We start from the raw sequence: 14,033 nt of genomic DNA, 5'->3' as shown, positions 1-14,033 counted from the left end.
AGGCTCACGACTTATGACTGCGTCGGTGACGCAAACTCATCGCGACGGCAATCATTAGATCGCCGGGTACCGACAACCGGGCCTCAGGCGTTGGTGAGGCTGCGGTCCCAACCCTCGACGGATTCCGGGCTGCGCGGGCCGGGGCCCACGTAGATCGCCGACGGGCGGACCAGCTTGCCGAGCCGCTTCTGCTCGAGAATGTGGGCGCACCACCCCGCGGTGCGGCCACAGGTGAACATCGCCGGCATCATGTTGGCCGGCACCCGGGCGAAGTCCAGGATGACCGCCGCCCAGAACTCGACGTTGGTCTCGATGGCCCGGTCCGGACGGCGCTCGCGCAGTTCGGCCAGGGCGGCCTGCTCCAGCGCGACGGCGACCTCGTGCCGCGGCGCGCCGAGCCGCTCGGCGGTGGCGCGCAGCACCCGCGCGCGGGGATCCTCGGCGCGGTAGACCCGGTGCCCGAAGCCCATCAGCTTGTCGCCGCTGTCCAGGATCTTCTTGACCAGCCCTCGGGCGTCGCCGGTGCGCTCGACCTCCTCGATCATCGGCAGCACCCGCGCCGGCGCCCCGCCGTGCAGCGGTCCGCTCATCGCCCCGATCGCCCCGGACAACGCGGCCGCCACGTCGGCGCCGGTGGAGGCGATCACCCGCGCGGTGAACGTCGAGGCGTTCATGCCGTGCTCGGCGGCCGACACCCAGTAGGCGTCGATCGCCTCGATGTGCCGCGGGTCCGGCTCGCCCTGCCACCGCGTCATGAAACGTGCAGTGACGGTTTCGCATTCGTCGATGACCCGCTGCGGCACCGCGGGCTGATAGATGCCGCGCGCGGACTGCGCGACGTAGGACAGCGCCATCACCGAGGCCCGGGCCAGCTGGTCGCGGGCGGTGGCGTCGTCGGTGTCCAGCAGCGGCTTGTAGCCCCAGATCGGGGCCAGCATGGCCAGCCCGGCCTGCACGTCGACGCGCACGTCGCCGGTGTGGATCGGCAGCGGGAACGGCTCGGCGGGCGGCAGCCCGTGGCCGAACTTGCCGTCGACCAGCAGCGCCCACACGTCGCCGAACGTGACCTGCTGGCTCACCAGGTCTTCGATGTCGACACCGCGGTAGCGCAGCGCGCCGCCGTCTTTATCCGGTTCGGCGATTTCGGTGGTGAAGGCGACCACGCCTTCCAGGCCGGGGACAAAGTTCTCGGGGACAACAGTCATGGGAAAATTCTCGCACCCCGCCCTGGGGCGGACGCTACCGGCCGGTAGCAAGCGCCGGTAGCGTTGGCGCGGTGCCGGGACCAGCAGACGAGCACCTGCAGAGAATGCGTGTGGAATACGGATCGGTGGAAAAGGACGGCAGCCCGGATCTGGACGTCGACTGGCTCGACGACGGCTGGGTTGCGTTGTTGCGCAAGTGGATCGACGACGCCGAGCGCGCCGGGGTGGCCGAGCCCAACGCGATGGTGCTGGCCACCGTCACCCCCGACGGCAGGCCGGCCAGCCGAACGGTGCTGTGCAAGAGCCTGGACGAGACGGGAATCACTTTTTTCACCAACTATGACTCGGCCAAGGCCGACGATCTGGCGGCGACGCCGTACGCCGCGGTGACGTTCCCCTGGTACCAGCTGGGCCGGCAGGTCCACCTGCGCGGGCCGGTGAGCAAAGTCACGGCCCAGGTCACCGAGGACTACTGGTCCAAGCGACCGCGCGGGTCGCAGCTGGGCGCCTGGGCGTCGCAGCAGTCCCGGCCGATCGCCTCCCGCGCGGCCCTGCTGGAGCAGCTGGCGCGGGTGACGGCCCGCTTCGCCGACCACGAGCGGGTGCCGGTGCCGCCGGGCTGGGGCGGCTACCTCATCGCCGCCGACGTGGTGGAGTTCTGGCAGGGGCGGGAAAACCGGTTGCACAACCGCATCCGGGTCACCGGCAACCGGGTGGAGCGTCTGCAGCCGTAGCGCGCCGGGCCACTTGATCGATTGCGTGACCAGCGGACTCGACCCCGGGCAGGCGCCTCCTCGCCATAACGACTACCTTCAGCTGTAAGCACCTAGTCAGGGCAGCCATATCAGCCAGAGCGCAAAGGGGTTCTCGTGGCCGACACCGACGACATCGCCACTTTGAAGTACCCGGGCGGGGAAACCGACCTGGAGATCGTCAGCGCCACCGAGGGCGCCGACGGCATCGCGCTGGGTTCGCTGTTGTCCAAGACCGGCTACACCACCTTCGACAACGGCTTCGTCAACACCGCCTCGTGCAAGAGCGCGATCACCTACATCGACGGCGACGCCGGCATCCTGCGCTACCGCGGCTACCCGATCGAGCAACTGGCCGAGAAGTCGACCTTCCTCGAGGTGAGCTACCTGTTGATCTACGGCGAGCTGCCGGACAAGGACCAGCTGGCCGAGTTCACCAAGCGGATCCAGCTGCACACCATGCTGCACGAGGACCTGAAGCGGTTCTTCGACGGCTTCCCCCGCAACGCCCACCCGATGCCGGTACTGTCCAGTGCCGTCAACGCGCTGTCCGCCTACTACCCCGATTCGCTGGACCCGATGGACACCGAGGACGTCGAGCTGTCCACGATCCGGTTGCTGGCCAAGCTGCCGACTATCGCCGCGTACGCCTACAAGAAGTCGGTCGGCCAGCCCTTCCTCTACCCGGACAACAAGCTGAGCCTGGTGGAGAACTTCCTGCGCATGACGTTCGGCCTGCCCGCCGAGCCGTACCAGGCCGACCCCGAGGTGGTCCGCGCGCTGGACATGCTGCTGATCCTGCACGCCGACCACGAACAGAACTGCTCGACGTCGACGGTCCGGCTGGTGGGGTCCTCCCAGGCCAACCTGTTCACCTCCATCTCCGGCGGCATCAACGCGCTGTGGGGGCCGCTGCACGGCGGGGCCAACCAGGCGGTGCTCGAGATGCTGGAGAAGATCCGCCAAAGCGACGACGACGTCAGCGAATTCGTGCGCAAGGTGAAGAACCGTGAGGCCGGGGTGAAGCTGATGGGCTTCGGTCACCGGGTGTACAAGAACTACGACCCGCGGGCGCGCATCGTCAAGGAACAGGCCGACAAGATCCTGGCCAAGCTCGGCGGCGACGACGACCTGCTCGACATCGCCAAGCAACTCGAAGAGGCCGCGCTGACCGACGAGTACTTCATCGAGCGCAAGCTGTACCCCAACGTCGACTTCTACACCGGCCTGATCTACCGGGCGCTGGGCTTCCCAACCCGGATGTTCACCGTGCTGTTCGCGCTGGGGCGCCTGCCCGGCTGGATCGCGCATTGGCGCGAGATGCACGACGAGGGCGACAGCAAGATCGGCCGCCCACGCCAGATCTACACCGGCTACACCGAGCGCGACTACGTCACCATCGACGCCCGCTAGTTTTCCCGCTCACCGGGAGGACAGGGAGGACAGCACCGCCATCGCGGCGTTGTGCCCGCCGATGCCCGACACCGCCCCGCCGCGCCGGGCGCCCGAGCCGCACAACATGATTCGTTCGTGAGCGGTGGCCACGCCCCATTGCCGCGCCGGGGTGTCCAGCGGGTCGTCGTCGTCGGCGAACGGCCAGTCCAGGCCGCCGTGGAAGATGTTGCCGCCACTCATGTTCAGGGTGCGTTCCAGGTCCGCGGTGGTGGTGGTCTCGATGCACGGACGGCCCCGCGCATCGGTCAGCAACAGCTCTTGAATCGGTTCGGCCAGAACGGAATTCAGTGAGGCCAGCACCCGGCCGGTGAGCCGGCCGCGCAGCGCGTCGGGGTCGGCGCCGCGCGCCAGCGTGTGCGGGGTGTGCAGGCCGAACACGGTCATCGTGTGGGCGCCCGCGGCGCGCAGGTCGTCCGACAGGATGCTGGGGTCGGCCAGCGAATGGCAATACGCCTCGCACGGCAACGGATTCGGGACCTGCCCCGCGGCGGCCCGGGCGTAGGCGGTGTCCAGCTGGGTCCAGGTTTCGTTGACGTGGAACGTCCCGGCGAAGGCCTGCTCGGGGGTGACGCCGGCGTCGGCCAAGCGGGGCAGCCGCCGCAGCGCCATGTTCACCTTGACCTGCGCGCCGGCGGCCGCCGGTGCGGGGTGTTCGCCGAGCAGGCCGGCCAGCACCGTTGGGGTCACCCCGGCAAGCACGAACCGGGCCCGAGCCACGTGCTCGTCGTCGCCGCTGCGATAACGTACCTCGCCGTTCGGGTCGACGGCGAAAACCTCTGCGCCGGTGAGTATTTCGGCGCCGTGTCGGACGGCCGCGGTGGCCAGGGCGGTGGTCAGCGCGCCCATCCCGCCGACCGGGACGTCCCAATCGCCGGTGCCGCCGCCCAGCACGTGATAGAGGAAGCAGACGTTCTGCGTCAGCGACGGGTCGTCGAGACGGGCGAACGTGCCGATCAGCGCGTCGGTGGCGATCACCCCGCGAACCAGGTCGTTGCCCACCGCATCGGCGATGGCGGCGCCGATCGGCTCCTCGACCAGGGCGCGCCACGCGGCCGCCGCATCGGCACCGCCGCCGTCGACCACATGCCGGCGCGCGTGCCGGCGGCTGCGCAGCGGTTCGAGCAGCGTCGGCCACAGCCGTTCGGTCACTAGCCGGCAGCGTTGGTAGAACCCGGCGAACCCGGGTGCGTCCCCGGCGGCGCCGACCGCGGCGAACGGGTTGCCGGGCGCGCCGATCAGCAACCCGCGGGCGCCGCCGGTCGCGGGGTCGGGCGTGTACGAGGAAAACCGCCGCCGGGCCAGCCGCACCCGCGCGCCCAGGTCGTCGATGATGCGTGGCGGCAGCAGACTGACCAGATAGGAGTAGCGCGACACCCGCACCCCGACACCGTCGAAGGCGTGCGCCGACACGGCCGCGCCGCCGACTTGCCCCAGCCGTTCCAGCAGCCGCACCCGAAGGCCCGCCCGGGCCAGGTACGCGGCCGCGACCAGGCCGTTGTGGCCGCCACCGATGACCACCGCGTCGACTGTTACCGGCCGGCCGCTCAGCTCAGGTAGCCCTCGACCTCGTCGGGCGGGCGGACCTGGGCCTCGCGCGGGTCGCCGCCGCTTTCCCGCAGGGCCCGGCGTTGCCGAAGCAGATCCCAGCACTGGTCGAGTTCGACCTCGACCCGCCGCAGGCGGTCATGTTCTTCGGAGGTGTCGATGTCACCGCGCTGCAGCTGGGCCCGCAACGTTTTCTCCTGGGCCACCAGGTCGCGGATGCGCGCCAGGGTGTCGTTTTCGCTCGGTTTACTGCCGTCGGTCATCGTTCCAGTGTGCCCGACTCGGCAGGGGCTAACCGCCCGCCGACCGCCGTGCGCCGAACCGCAAGCGCGGGTGAGGATTTCACCGGACGGCCGGCGTGGCTAGCTGGGCCCGGGCAGGCGCAGGACCAGCCGGGCACCGCCCAGCGGGCTGTTTTCCAGCGCGGCCGTCCCGCCGTGCAGCTGGGCCTGCTGGGCCACCAGCGCCAATCCCAGGCCCGACCCGGACTGCGAGGCCGTCGATCCGCGGGAGAACCGATCGAACACCACCTGCCGCTCGTCCTCGGGTACCCCGCTGCCGTTGTCGTCGACGGCGATCTCGACCCCGGCCCGGGAGCTGACCGCCGACAGCTGCACCCGGGTGGCGCCGCCGTGCTTGACGGCGTTGGCGATCGCGTTGTCCACGGCCAGCCGCAATCCGGCCGGCAGCCCGACGATGATGCAGGTGGGGGAGGGCACCAGCGAAACGTCGAGGCCGGGGTAGATGCGCATGGCGTCGTGGGCGGCGCGGTCGAGCAGCTCGGTGATGTCAACCGGCACATGATCCTCGGACGTCGACAGCTCGCCCTGGGCCAGCCGCTCGAGGGCGGTCAGGGTGGCCTCGATGCGCGACTGCGTGCGGATGACGTCGCCCAGCACCTCTTTGCGTTGCTCGTCGGGCATGTCCAGGGTGGACAGCACTTCGAGGTTGGTGCGCATCGCGGTCAGCGGACTGCGCAGCTCGTGGGCGGTCACCGCCGAGAAGTCGCGGGCCGACGCCAGCGCCTCCTTGGTGCGGTCCTGCTCCTTCCAGATGCGTTGCAGCATGCCGCGCATCGCCTCGGCGATCTCGACGGCCTCGCTGGCGCCGCGCACCGCCACCTGCGGCCGCTCGTCGGCGTCGATCGAGCGGGCCTGCTGGGCCAACCGCTTGAACGGCCGCACCGCGAAAGCCGCCAGCAGCCAAGCGAATACCGCCGCCGCGCCGATCGACAGCGCGCAGATCAGGATCACCCGCCGATGCAGGTTGTTGGTCTGGGCGATGGTGTCGTCGTACGTCGCGCCCACCTCCACCGTCGCCGGCTGGGGCGTGCGGACCTCCACCGTGCGCACCCGGTAGCGCACCCCGTTGATGTAGGTGTCGGCGTAGCCCTCTTCCATCGGCGGCAGCGTGACATCCGAGTTGGACTTGACCTGCCCGTCGCGGCGCACCGTGATGACGGTGTCCTGGTCCTTGGGCGATCGCGGGATCTCGTTGAGCCCGCGGGGCAGGAAGGGAATCGCGAAGCCGGCCGTCTCGTCCAGCCGGCGATCGAGGCGCTCCCGCCACGCGCTGGTGATGCCGAACCACACCACCGCGCCGGCGATGACCACCACGATGGCGGTGCCGATGGCCGTCGCGACCGCGACCCGGGCCCGCAGCGACGGCGTGCGGGTCACGATCCGGGACAACAACTTCATGGCCGCTCGACCCGATTACTGCATGCGCAGCACGAATCCCACTCCGCGGACTGTGTGCAGCAGCCGGGCCCGCCGTTGGCCTCGAGCTTGCGGCGCAGGTATCCGATGAACACGTCGACGACGTTGGTGTCGGCGGCGAAGTCATAGCCCCACACCAGCTCCAGTAGCTGTGCGCGGGACAGCACGGCGGTCTTGTGCTCGGCCAGGACCGCCAGCAGGTCGAACTCCCGCTTGGTCAAATCGACGTCCACGCCGTTGACCCGGGCGCGGCGGCCGGGGATGTCGACCTCCAGCGGACCCACCGTGATCGTTTCCGACGAGGAGGTGGCGGTGGCGCCGCGGCGGCGCAGCAGCGCCTTGACCCGCGCGACCAGCTCGGCCAGCACGAACGGCTTGACCAGGTAGTCGTCGGCCCCGGCCTCCAGGCCCGCCACCCGGTCGTCGACCGAGCTGCGGGCCGACAGCACGCAGACGGGGACGTCGTTGTCCATGGCGCGCAGCGCGGTGACGACGCTGACGCCGTCCAGCACCGGCATGTTGATGTCGAGCACGATCGCGTCCGGGCGTGTCTCGGTGGCGCTGCGCAGCGCCTCGGCGCCGTCGACCGCGGTGGACACCTCGAATCCGGACAGTCGCAGGCCACGTTCCAGCGACGCGAGCACATCGGAGTCGTCGTCGACGACCAAGACCCGCGGTGAGCTAGCTGCTGTGTCCATGCCGCCTATTTTGCCTGATTGTCGGCCGTGGCTGTGGGAGGAGCACCGGCCCGGTCGGATGGCGCGGCGGGCAACCGGGCCGCGCGGCGCAGCATCGGGGCGAAGGTGACCCAGATGATCAGCGCGCCCAGCGACAGCCCGGCCAGCAACAAGAAGGCGGCGCGGAAACCCAGATGTTGGGCGACGGCCCCGCCCAGCACCGGGCTGAGGGCGCCGCCCAACCCCTGGGCGGCCATGACGGCGCCCTGACCGACGTTGATGTGGCCGGTGCCGTCCAGGATGCGGGCCACCAGGCCCGGCACCGCCACCGACAGCATGCCGGCGCCGATGCCGTCGAGCACCTGCACCGGGATCACCCCCCAGCTGGTGATGACGCTGGCGGCGAGCACACCGCGGACCGGCAGCGCGGTCAGCGCGATCAGGATCGCGGGCCAATAGCCGCGCGTCGCCGCGATTCTCATGGCGAGCAGCGAGGCGGGGACCATCACGGCCTGGGCGACGACGACGGTGCTGGCCACGGTGGTGAACGGGTTGGCGTGGGTGGCGACGACGGCCAGGCCGTACAGCGGCAGCATCGCCGCGTTGCCCAGGTGGAAGAGCACCATGGCCGCCGCGAGCACCAGCAGCGGGCGGGACCGCGCCAGCACCCGCATCGCCTTGACCGGGGCCTCGCCGGCGGCCCGCGCCTCGCCGCGGGCGACGTGGTGGTCGATGTCGCCGGCCGGGATGGCCAGCACCGCCGCGATGGTCGCGACCGCGAAACCCGCAGCGAGCCAGAAGATTCCGGCGTAGCCGAACACCCAGCCGGCCACCCCGCCGAGGGCGGCGCCCGCCATGTTGCCGGCATGGTTGTAGGCCTGGTTGCGTCCGTTCTGCCGGGTGAACGCGGCCTGGCCGACCACCCCGAGGGTGATGCCGATCATCGCGGGGGCGATCGTCGCCCCGGAGATGCACATGACGGCCTGCGCGGTGGCGACCGTCCAGAACTGCCGGGAGGTCAGGATCACCGCCGAGGCGGCGACGGCGGCCAGCCCGACGACGATGACGCAGCCGCGTTTGTGCCGGGTGGCGTCGACGAGTGCACCCGCGGGGGCCACCGTGACCATGCCGACGATCGCGCCCAGCGTCATCGCCGCGCCGATGGCGCCCGTGGTCCAGCCGCGGCTTTGCAGCAGCACGCCCAGGAACGGGCCCATGCCCGCCTCCATGTCGGCCATGAAGAAGTGCACGGCCTGCAGCGCGACCCGGTCCCGGTTGCAGGCCCGCGGCGTCGCCGTCATGCGATCACGCATGCCTTGATTGTGGCGAACGGTCCGGCGCCTGATAACTGCGCCACACCCCAACCCCCTTGGCGGAACACACTTTAACGGTCATAATTAGCACTCGACGGCTTGGAGTGCTAACGCGTGTGATGGAGTCGTAAGGAGGAAAACGTCAATGCGCGGCGCTGATTTCGTGTTGCCGACCGATGTCCCGGAAGCCGGCCGACCGCTGCGGATCGTGCTCGTCGCCCCGCCGTATTTCGACGTCCCGCCGGACGGGTACGGCGGCGTGGAGGCCGTCGTGGCCGATCTCGCCGACATGCTGGTGGCCCGCGGACACCAGGTCACCCTGCTCGGCGCCGGCGAACCGGGCACGGCGGCCAGATTCATCCCGCTGTGGGACCGGACCGTGCCCGAGCGGCTGGGCGAGCCCTACCCCGAGATCATGCACGCGCTGAAGGTGCGCAGCGCCATCACCCGGATCGCCAAAGAGGACGGCGTCGACATCGTGCACGACCACACCTTTGCCGGGCCCATGAACGCCCCGATCTACCAGGGGCTGGGCGTGCCCACGGTGGTCACCGTGCACGGCCCGATCGACGACGACCTGCATCCCTACTACCGCGAGCTCAGTGGTGACGTCGGCCTGGTGGCCATCAGCGACCGTCAGCGGCAGCTGGCTCCGGAGCTGAATTGGGTTGGCCGCGTACACAATGCGCTGCGCATCGACGAGTGGCCGTTCGAGACCGAAAAGCATGACTACGCACTGTTTTTGGGCCGGTATGCGCCGTACAAGGGTGCGCACCTGGCGCTGCGGGCCGCGCACGAGGCCGGCATCCCGCTGGTACTGGCCGGCAAATGCAGTGAGCCCTCGGAAAAGGAGTACTTCGAGGACTGCGTGCGGCCGCTGCTCACCGACAACGACCACGTGTTCGGCGAGGCCGACGCGGTCAGCAAGCGAAAGCTGTTGTCGCGCGCCCGTTGCCTGCTGTTCCCGATCCAGTGGGAGGAGCCGTTCGGCATCGTGATGATCGAGGCGATGGTTTGTGGCACGCCCGTCGTCGCCCTGCGCGGCGGCGCGGTCTCGGAGGTGGTCGCCGACGGGGTCACGGGCGTGGTCTGCGATCACCCGGACGAACTGCCCGGGGCCATCGCCCGGGCCCAGGCCCTGGACCCGCACGCATGCCGGCGCCATGTCGCCGCGAATTTCGCTGTGGCACAGTTCGGTTCGGCGTACGAAGCCATCTACCGCAACGTGCTGCAGCATGCGACGGCCGCGCCGCGCCGGATGCGCAGCACCGGCCTGGTGGAATCGATCGAAACCGGAAGGCGCGCCTGCGACTTCAGGCAGAAGGCACCGGCATGAGCGTGGCGACGGCCTTCAACGGCGGCGCGCCGGCGCAGATCGGGTCCGGCGGCGACGCCGTGACCCTGGTCGAGGGCGGAACGTTCTGCCTGTCCAACCGGCACGGCGACGTGCCGGTTGGCACCTCCTACGGCCTGTTCTTCCGGGACGCGCGGGTGCTGTCCCGGTGGGAGCTGCGGGTGGACGGCCAAGTCGCCGAGGCGTTGTCGGTGGAGGCGACGGAGGCGTTCGCCGCCCAGTTCATCCTGCGCCGGGCACCGCGGTCGGGACTCGCCGACAGCACCCTGTTGATCGTGCGCGAGCGGTTGGTCGCCGACGGGCTGCGGGAAACCATTTCGCTGCACAACCTCGACAAGGAAAGCACGGTGGTGTCCCTGGAGCTGCACGCCGACGCCGACTTCGCCGACCTGTTCGCGGTGAAGGAGGGGCGGGCGGCTACGGCCGGGGCCGACATGCACGTCGCCGACGGGGAACTGGTGTTGCGGGGCCGCGCCGACCAGGTGCGCGGCCTGACCGTGTCGGCCAGCGGCGACCCGATCGTATTGCCCGGCTCGCTGAATTGGCGGGTGGTGGTTCCGCCGGGGGGCCGCTGGCAGACCGAGGTTATGGTCCAGCCGACGTGGTCGAATCGCAAGGTGCGGACCCGCATTCCGCGTGGCAAGGACATCGAGTCCAGCGCGCCGGCCCGCAAGATCGAGAGATGGCGGGACACCGCGACCACGGTCGAGACCGACCACGCCGGGCTGGCGCAGGTGTTGCGGCAGACCGAAAGTGACTTGGGCGCCTTGCTGATTCACGACGCCGACGGCCGGGGCCGGCCGTACGTCGCCGCCGGTGCGCCGTGGTTCATGACGTTGTTCGGCCGGGACAGCCTGCTGACCGCGTGGATGGCCCTGCCGCTGGACGTGGGGCTCTCGATCGGCACGCTGCAGCGGCTGGCGGCCCTGCAGGGGCGGCGCGTCGACGCCCTCACCGAGGAGGAGCCGGGCCGCATCATGCACGAGATCCGCCGCGGACCGGCCAGCACGGACGTGTTGGGCGGCAGCGTCTATTACGGCACGGCCGACGCCACCCCGCTGTTCGTCATGCTGCTCGCCGAGAGCTGGCGGTGGGGCGCCGACGAGGCGGTCATCCGGTCGTTGCTGCCCGCGGCCGACGCCGCGCTCGCCTGGGCAGAGCAGTACGGGGACCGCGACGGCGACGGTTTCGTCGAATACCGGCGTGCCACCGACCGCGGCCTGATCAACCAGGGCTGGAAGGACAGCTTCAACGGCATCAACGACGCCAAGGGCCGGGTCGCCGAACCGCCGATCGCGCTGTGCGAGGTGCAGGGCTACGTCTACGCCGCGCTGCTCGCGCGGGCCGAACTCGCCGAGGGCATGGGCGAATTGGCGCAGGCGGCGCAGCTTCGTGAGCGTGCGCAGGCGTTGCGGACCCGATTCGGCGAGGCGTTCTGGCTGCCCGACCGCGGCTGGTATGCCGTCGCCCTGGACGGGCGCAAGGACCGCGTCGACGCGTTGACGAGCAACGTCGGCCACTGCCTGTGGACGGGCATCGCCACCGACGAGCACGCGGCCGCCATCGTGGAACGGTTGGCCGGTGAGGAGATGGACTCGGGATTCGGGCTGCGCACCCTGGCCACCACCATGGGCGCGTACAACCCGATGAGCTACCACAACGGCTCGGTGTGGCCGCACGACACCGCCATCACGGTGTCCGGCTTGCTGCGCTACGGGCACATCCCGGGAGCACTGGCTCTGGCCGAGCGTCTGGCGACGGGTCTCCTCGATGCGGCAGCGGCGTTCGGCGGGCGGCTGCCCGAATTGTTCTGCGGCTTCCCGCGTTCCCAGTTCGCCTCGCCGGTGCCCTATCCCACGTCGTGTTCGCCGCAGGCGTGGGCCAGTGCCGCGCCGCTGCTGTTGCTGCGGTCGTTTCTGGGACTCGACCCGCACGTGCCGAACCGCGCCCTGACGGTGACGCCGCACCTGCCGGCGGAGTGGGGCCGGATCGCGTTGACCAACCTGCGCCTCGGCGCCACCACCGTGCAGCTCGAAGCCGAGGGCGAGACGGTCAAGGTGCAGGGCCTGGGCGACGATTGGCAGCTGGTGACGCCGTAGCGCCGCTCACCGGTGGCCCAGGCCGCTCAACTGGACGGCCAGCCGTCGCTGCACGCCCGGAATGCCTGCGGCCAAACGCATTCCGGCGTTGCGCAGGGGCCGCAGCGGGCGCGGCAGCGTCGCGACGCGGGTGAGCCGCAGCACCCGCTCGGTGCGTTGCCGCTGGGCGTCTCCGTACGCGTCGAGTACGGTGTCCGGCCCGCCCCGGGCGATCTGTGCCAGCGCCGCGGGAGCGAAATGGCATCGGTGATACCAAGATTCATGCCCTGCCCGCCGGCGGGGCTGTGCACGTGAGCGGCGTCGCCGGCCCGCGTTTCGTCGCCGGCCCGCGTTGCGTCGAGACTTAAACCACGCACACCCGGCCCGGCGTGTCGTGTGCGTGGTTTAAGTGTCGCGGGCGGTGAGGCGCGTTATCGACGGTCAGGGCAAGCCGACGCGCCGGTAGCGGCGCAGCCGGGCGGCCAGCCGCTCGTCGGCGGGTATCTCGCGCAGCGCAGCCACCTCGGCGGCGACGGCGAGCGCCAACCGTCGCGCGAACTCGACCGGCTCGTCGGCGGCATCGGGATGCTCGGGCACGATCACGTCGACGATGCCCGACGCCAGCAGATCGCGCGACCGGATGCCTTGTGCCGCAGCCAGTTCCGCGGCGTGGTCGGTGTCGCGGAAGACGATCGCGCTGGCGCCCTCCGGCGGCAGCGGGGCCAGCCAGCCGTGCAGCGCGGCCAGCACCCGGTCGGCGGGCACCATCGCCAGCGCCGGCCCGCCGCTGCCCTGCCCCAGCAGCACCGACACCGTCGGGGTGTCCAGGGTGACCAGCTCGGCCAGACACTGGGCGATCTGGCCGGCCAGCCCGCCCTGTTCGGCCTCGGCCGACAACGCCGGCCCCGCGGTGTCGATCACCAGCACCAGCGGCAGCCGCAGTTCCGCGGCCAGGGCCATGCCGCGGCGGGCCTCGCGCAGCGACGCGGGGCCCACCAACCCGCCGGTCAGGCGCTGCTGGCCGAGCACCACCACGGGCTGGCCGGCAAACCGGGCCAGCGCCAACAGCGTGGTCGCCGCCTCGCCCTGGCCGGTCCCCGACAACAGCACGGGGTCGGTGGCGCCGTGCCGCAGCAACAGCCGCACACCCGGGCGGTCCGGCCGTCGCGAGGCGACCACCGAGTCCCACGCCGCGACGTCGGGTATCGGCTCGGGCGGCGGCGGCGCGGCCAGCGGCTCGGGGGCGTCGGCGATGACGGTCATCGCGCGGTCCAGCGTGCGGCGCAGCTCGTCGAGCGGGACGACGCCGTCGATCACCCCGTGCCGCTGCAGGTTCTCCGCGGTCTGGACGCCCTCGGGGAACGGCTCGCCGTAGAGCTGCTGGTAGACCCGCGGGCCCAGGAAGCCGATCAGCGCGCGCGGCTCGGCGACCGTGACATGACCCAGCGAACCCCACGACGCGAACACCCCGCCGGTGGTCGGATTGCGCAGATAAACCAGGTAGGGCAGGTGCGCCTGCTTGTGCAGGCGGACCGCCGCCGCGATCTTCACCATCTGCAGGAACGCGACCGTGCCCTCCTGCATCCGGGTGCCGCCCGAGCTCGGCGAGGCCAGCAGCGGCAGCCCCTCGGCCGTCGCCCGCTGCACCGCGGCGGTGATCCGTTCGGCCGCGGCCACCCCGATCGAGCCGCCGAGAAAGCCGAACTCGCACACCACCACCGCGACCCGGCGACCGAAGATGCGGCCCTCGCCGGTCAGCACCGACTCGTCGAGACCCGTCGCGGCGCGGGCGTCAGCCAGCTCTTGCGCGTAGGCCGCGCTGACCGGCACGGCCAGCGGCTCGCTGTCCCAGCGGAGGAAGGAATTTTCGTCCAGCACCGCATCGCGTAGTTGACCAGCCGTGATACGACTCACGAGACGAGGCTATATAGGGTGG

The 14,033-nt window shown here is 70.9% G+C and carries 10 protein-coding genes and 2 pseudogenes; 4 read left to right on the top strand and 8 right to left on the bottom strand.

Going from position 1 to position 14,033, the window contains the following annotated elements; translation table 11 throughout:
- Nucleotides 1-83 precede the first annotated feature (83 nt).
- Complete coding sequence (locus NF20_RS17385; RefSeq protein ID WP_003872897.1) at nt 84-1,205, bottom strand: citrate synthase 2; 1,122 nt, start codon at nt 1,203-1,205, stop codon at nt 84-86.
- Between the two features lie 104 nt (nt 1,206-1,309).
- Here NF20_RS17385 and pdxH point away from each other — a divergent pair, with 104 nt between their 5' ends.
- A complete protein-coding gene (gene pdxH / locus NF20_RS17380; RefSeq protein WP_033713160.1) occupies nt 1,310-1,939 on the top strand; it encodes a pyridoxamine 5'-phosphate oxidase in 630 nt (209 codons plus the stop codon).
- A 135-nt stretch (nt 1,940-2,074) separates the two neighbouring features.
- Entirely contained in the window at nt 2,075-3,370 is a 1,296-nt protein-coding gene (locus NF20_RS17375) for a citrate synthase (RefSeq protein WP_003872895.1), read from the top strand.
- Between the two features lie 9 nt (nt 3,371-3,379).
- Here the strand turns inward: NF20_RS17375 and NF20_RS17370 are convergent, their stop codons facing one another.
- From NF20_RS17370 to NF20_RS17350, 5 genes and pseudogenes are all read right to left on the bottom strand, one after another.
- Entirely contained in the window at nt 3,380-4,960 is a 1,581-nt protein-coding gene (locus tag NF20_RS17370) for a phytoene desaturase family protein (protein WP_179944070.1), read from the bottom strand.
- A complete protein-coding gene (locus NF20_RS17365; RefSeq protein WP_003872893.1) occupies nt 4,957-5,220 on the bottom strand; it encodes a DUF2630 family protein in 264 nt (87 codons plus the stop codon). Before NF20_RS17365 ends, NF20_RS17370 begins: the two co-directional genes overlap by 4 nt.
- A gap of 99 nt (nt 5,221-5,319) precedes the next feature.
- On the bottom strand, nt 5,320-6,657 hold the full coding sequence (locus NF20_RS17360; RefSeq protein ID WP_011723897.1) for a sensor histidine kinase: 1,338 nt from the start codon (nt 6,655-6,657) through the stop codon (nt 5,320-5,322).
- 15 nt (nt 6,658-6,672) lie between these two features.
- A pseudogene (prrA, locus tag NF20_RS17355) lies at nt 6,673-7,382 on the bottom strand (two-component system response regulator PrrA).
- On the bottom strand, nt 7,379-8,653 hold the full coding sequence (locus NF20_RS17350) for an MFS transporter (protein ID WP_003877354.1): 1,275 nt from the start codon (nt 8,651-8,653) through the stop codon (nt 7,379-7,381). Before NF20_RS17350 ends, prrA begins: the two are co-directional and overlap by 4 nt.
- Before the next feature lie 157 nt (nt 8,654-8,810).
- Between NF20_RS17350 and NF20_RS17345 the strand changes: the two genes are divergently transcribed.
- Both NF20_RS17345 and NF20_RS17340 read left to right on the top strand, forming a co-directional pair.
- Complete coding sequence (locus NF20_RS17345; protein ID WP_033713164.1) at nt 8,811-10,001, top strand: glycosyltransferase family 4 protein; 1,191 nt, start codon at nt 8,811-8,813, stop codon at nt 9,999-10,001.
- Entirely contained in the window at nt 9,998-12,118 is a 2,121-nt protein-coding gene (locus NF20_RS17340; protein ID WP_023869665.1) for a glycogen debranching N-terminal domain-containing protein, read from the top strand. The genes NF20_RS17345 and NF20_RS17340 overlap by 4 nt, the downstream gene beginning before the upstream one ends.
- 6 nt (nt 12,119-12,124) lie before the next feature.
- Here the strand turns inward: NF20_RS17340 and NF20_RS17335 are convergent.
- Together NF20_RS17335 and NF20_RS17330 are read right to left on the bottom strand one after the other, a co-directional pair.
- Nucleotides 12,125-12,408, bottom strand: a pseudogene (locus NF20_RS17335) (FAD-dependent monooxygenase).
- Nucleotides 12,409-12,538: 130 nt separating this feature from the next.
- Nucleotides 12,539-14,011 carry a carboxyl transferase domain-containing protein gene (locus tag NF20_RS17330; protein WP_033713167.1) on the bottom strand — a complete coding sequence of 491 codons (1,473 nt, stop codon included), beginning with the start codon at nt 14,009-14,011 and terminating at the stop codon, nt 12,539-12,541.
- Nucleotides 14,012-14,033 lie beyond the last annotated feature (22 nt).

The organism is Mycobacterium sp. MAC_080597_8934 (genome assembly GCF_000523975.1).
Lineage (GTDB): Bacteria > Actinomycetota > Actinomycetes > Mycobacteriales > Mycobacteriaceae > Mycobacterium > Mycobacterium avium.
Note: the sequence above shows the minus strand (reverse complement) of the source record. Positions and strands in the feature narration are given on the sequence as shown.

Bases quoted from the DNA above. Each gene is read 5' to 3' on its own strand.
- pdxH (WP_033713160.1), top strand. From the start codon at position 1,310: ATGCGTGTGGAATACGGATCGGTGGAAAAGGACGGCAGCCCGGATCTG.
- NF20_RS17345 (WP_033713164.1), top strand. From the start codon at position 8,811: ATGCGCGGCGCTGATTTCGTGTTGCCGACCGATGTCCCGGAAGCCGGC.
- NF20_RS17360 (WP_011723897.1), bottom strand. From the start codon at position 6,657: ATGAAGTTGTTGTCCCGGATCGTGACCCGCACGCCGTCGCTGCGGGCC.
- NF20_RS17385 (WP_003872897.1), bottom strand. From the start codon at position 1,205: ATGACTGTTGTCCCCGAGAACTTTGTCCCCGGCCTGGAAGGCGTGGTC.
- NF20_RS17365 (WP_003872893.1), bottom strand. From the start codon at position 5,220: ATGACCGACGGCAGTAAACCGAGCGAAAACGACACCCTGGCGCGCATC.
- NF20_RS17340 (WP_023869665.1), top strand. From the start codon at position 9,998: ATGAGCGTGGCGACGGCCTTCAACGGCGGCGCGCCGGCGCAGATCGGG.
- NF20_RS17350 (WP_003877354.1), bottom strand. From the start codon at position 8,653: ATGACGGCGACGCCGCGGGCCTGCAACCGGGACCGGGTCGCGCTGCAG.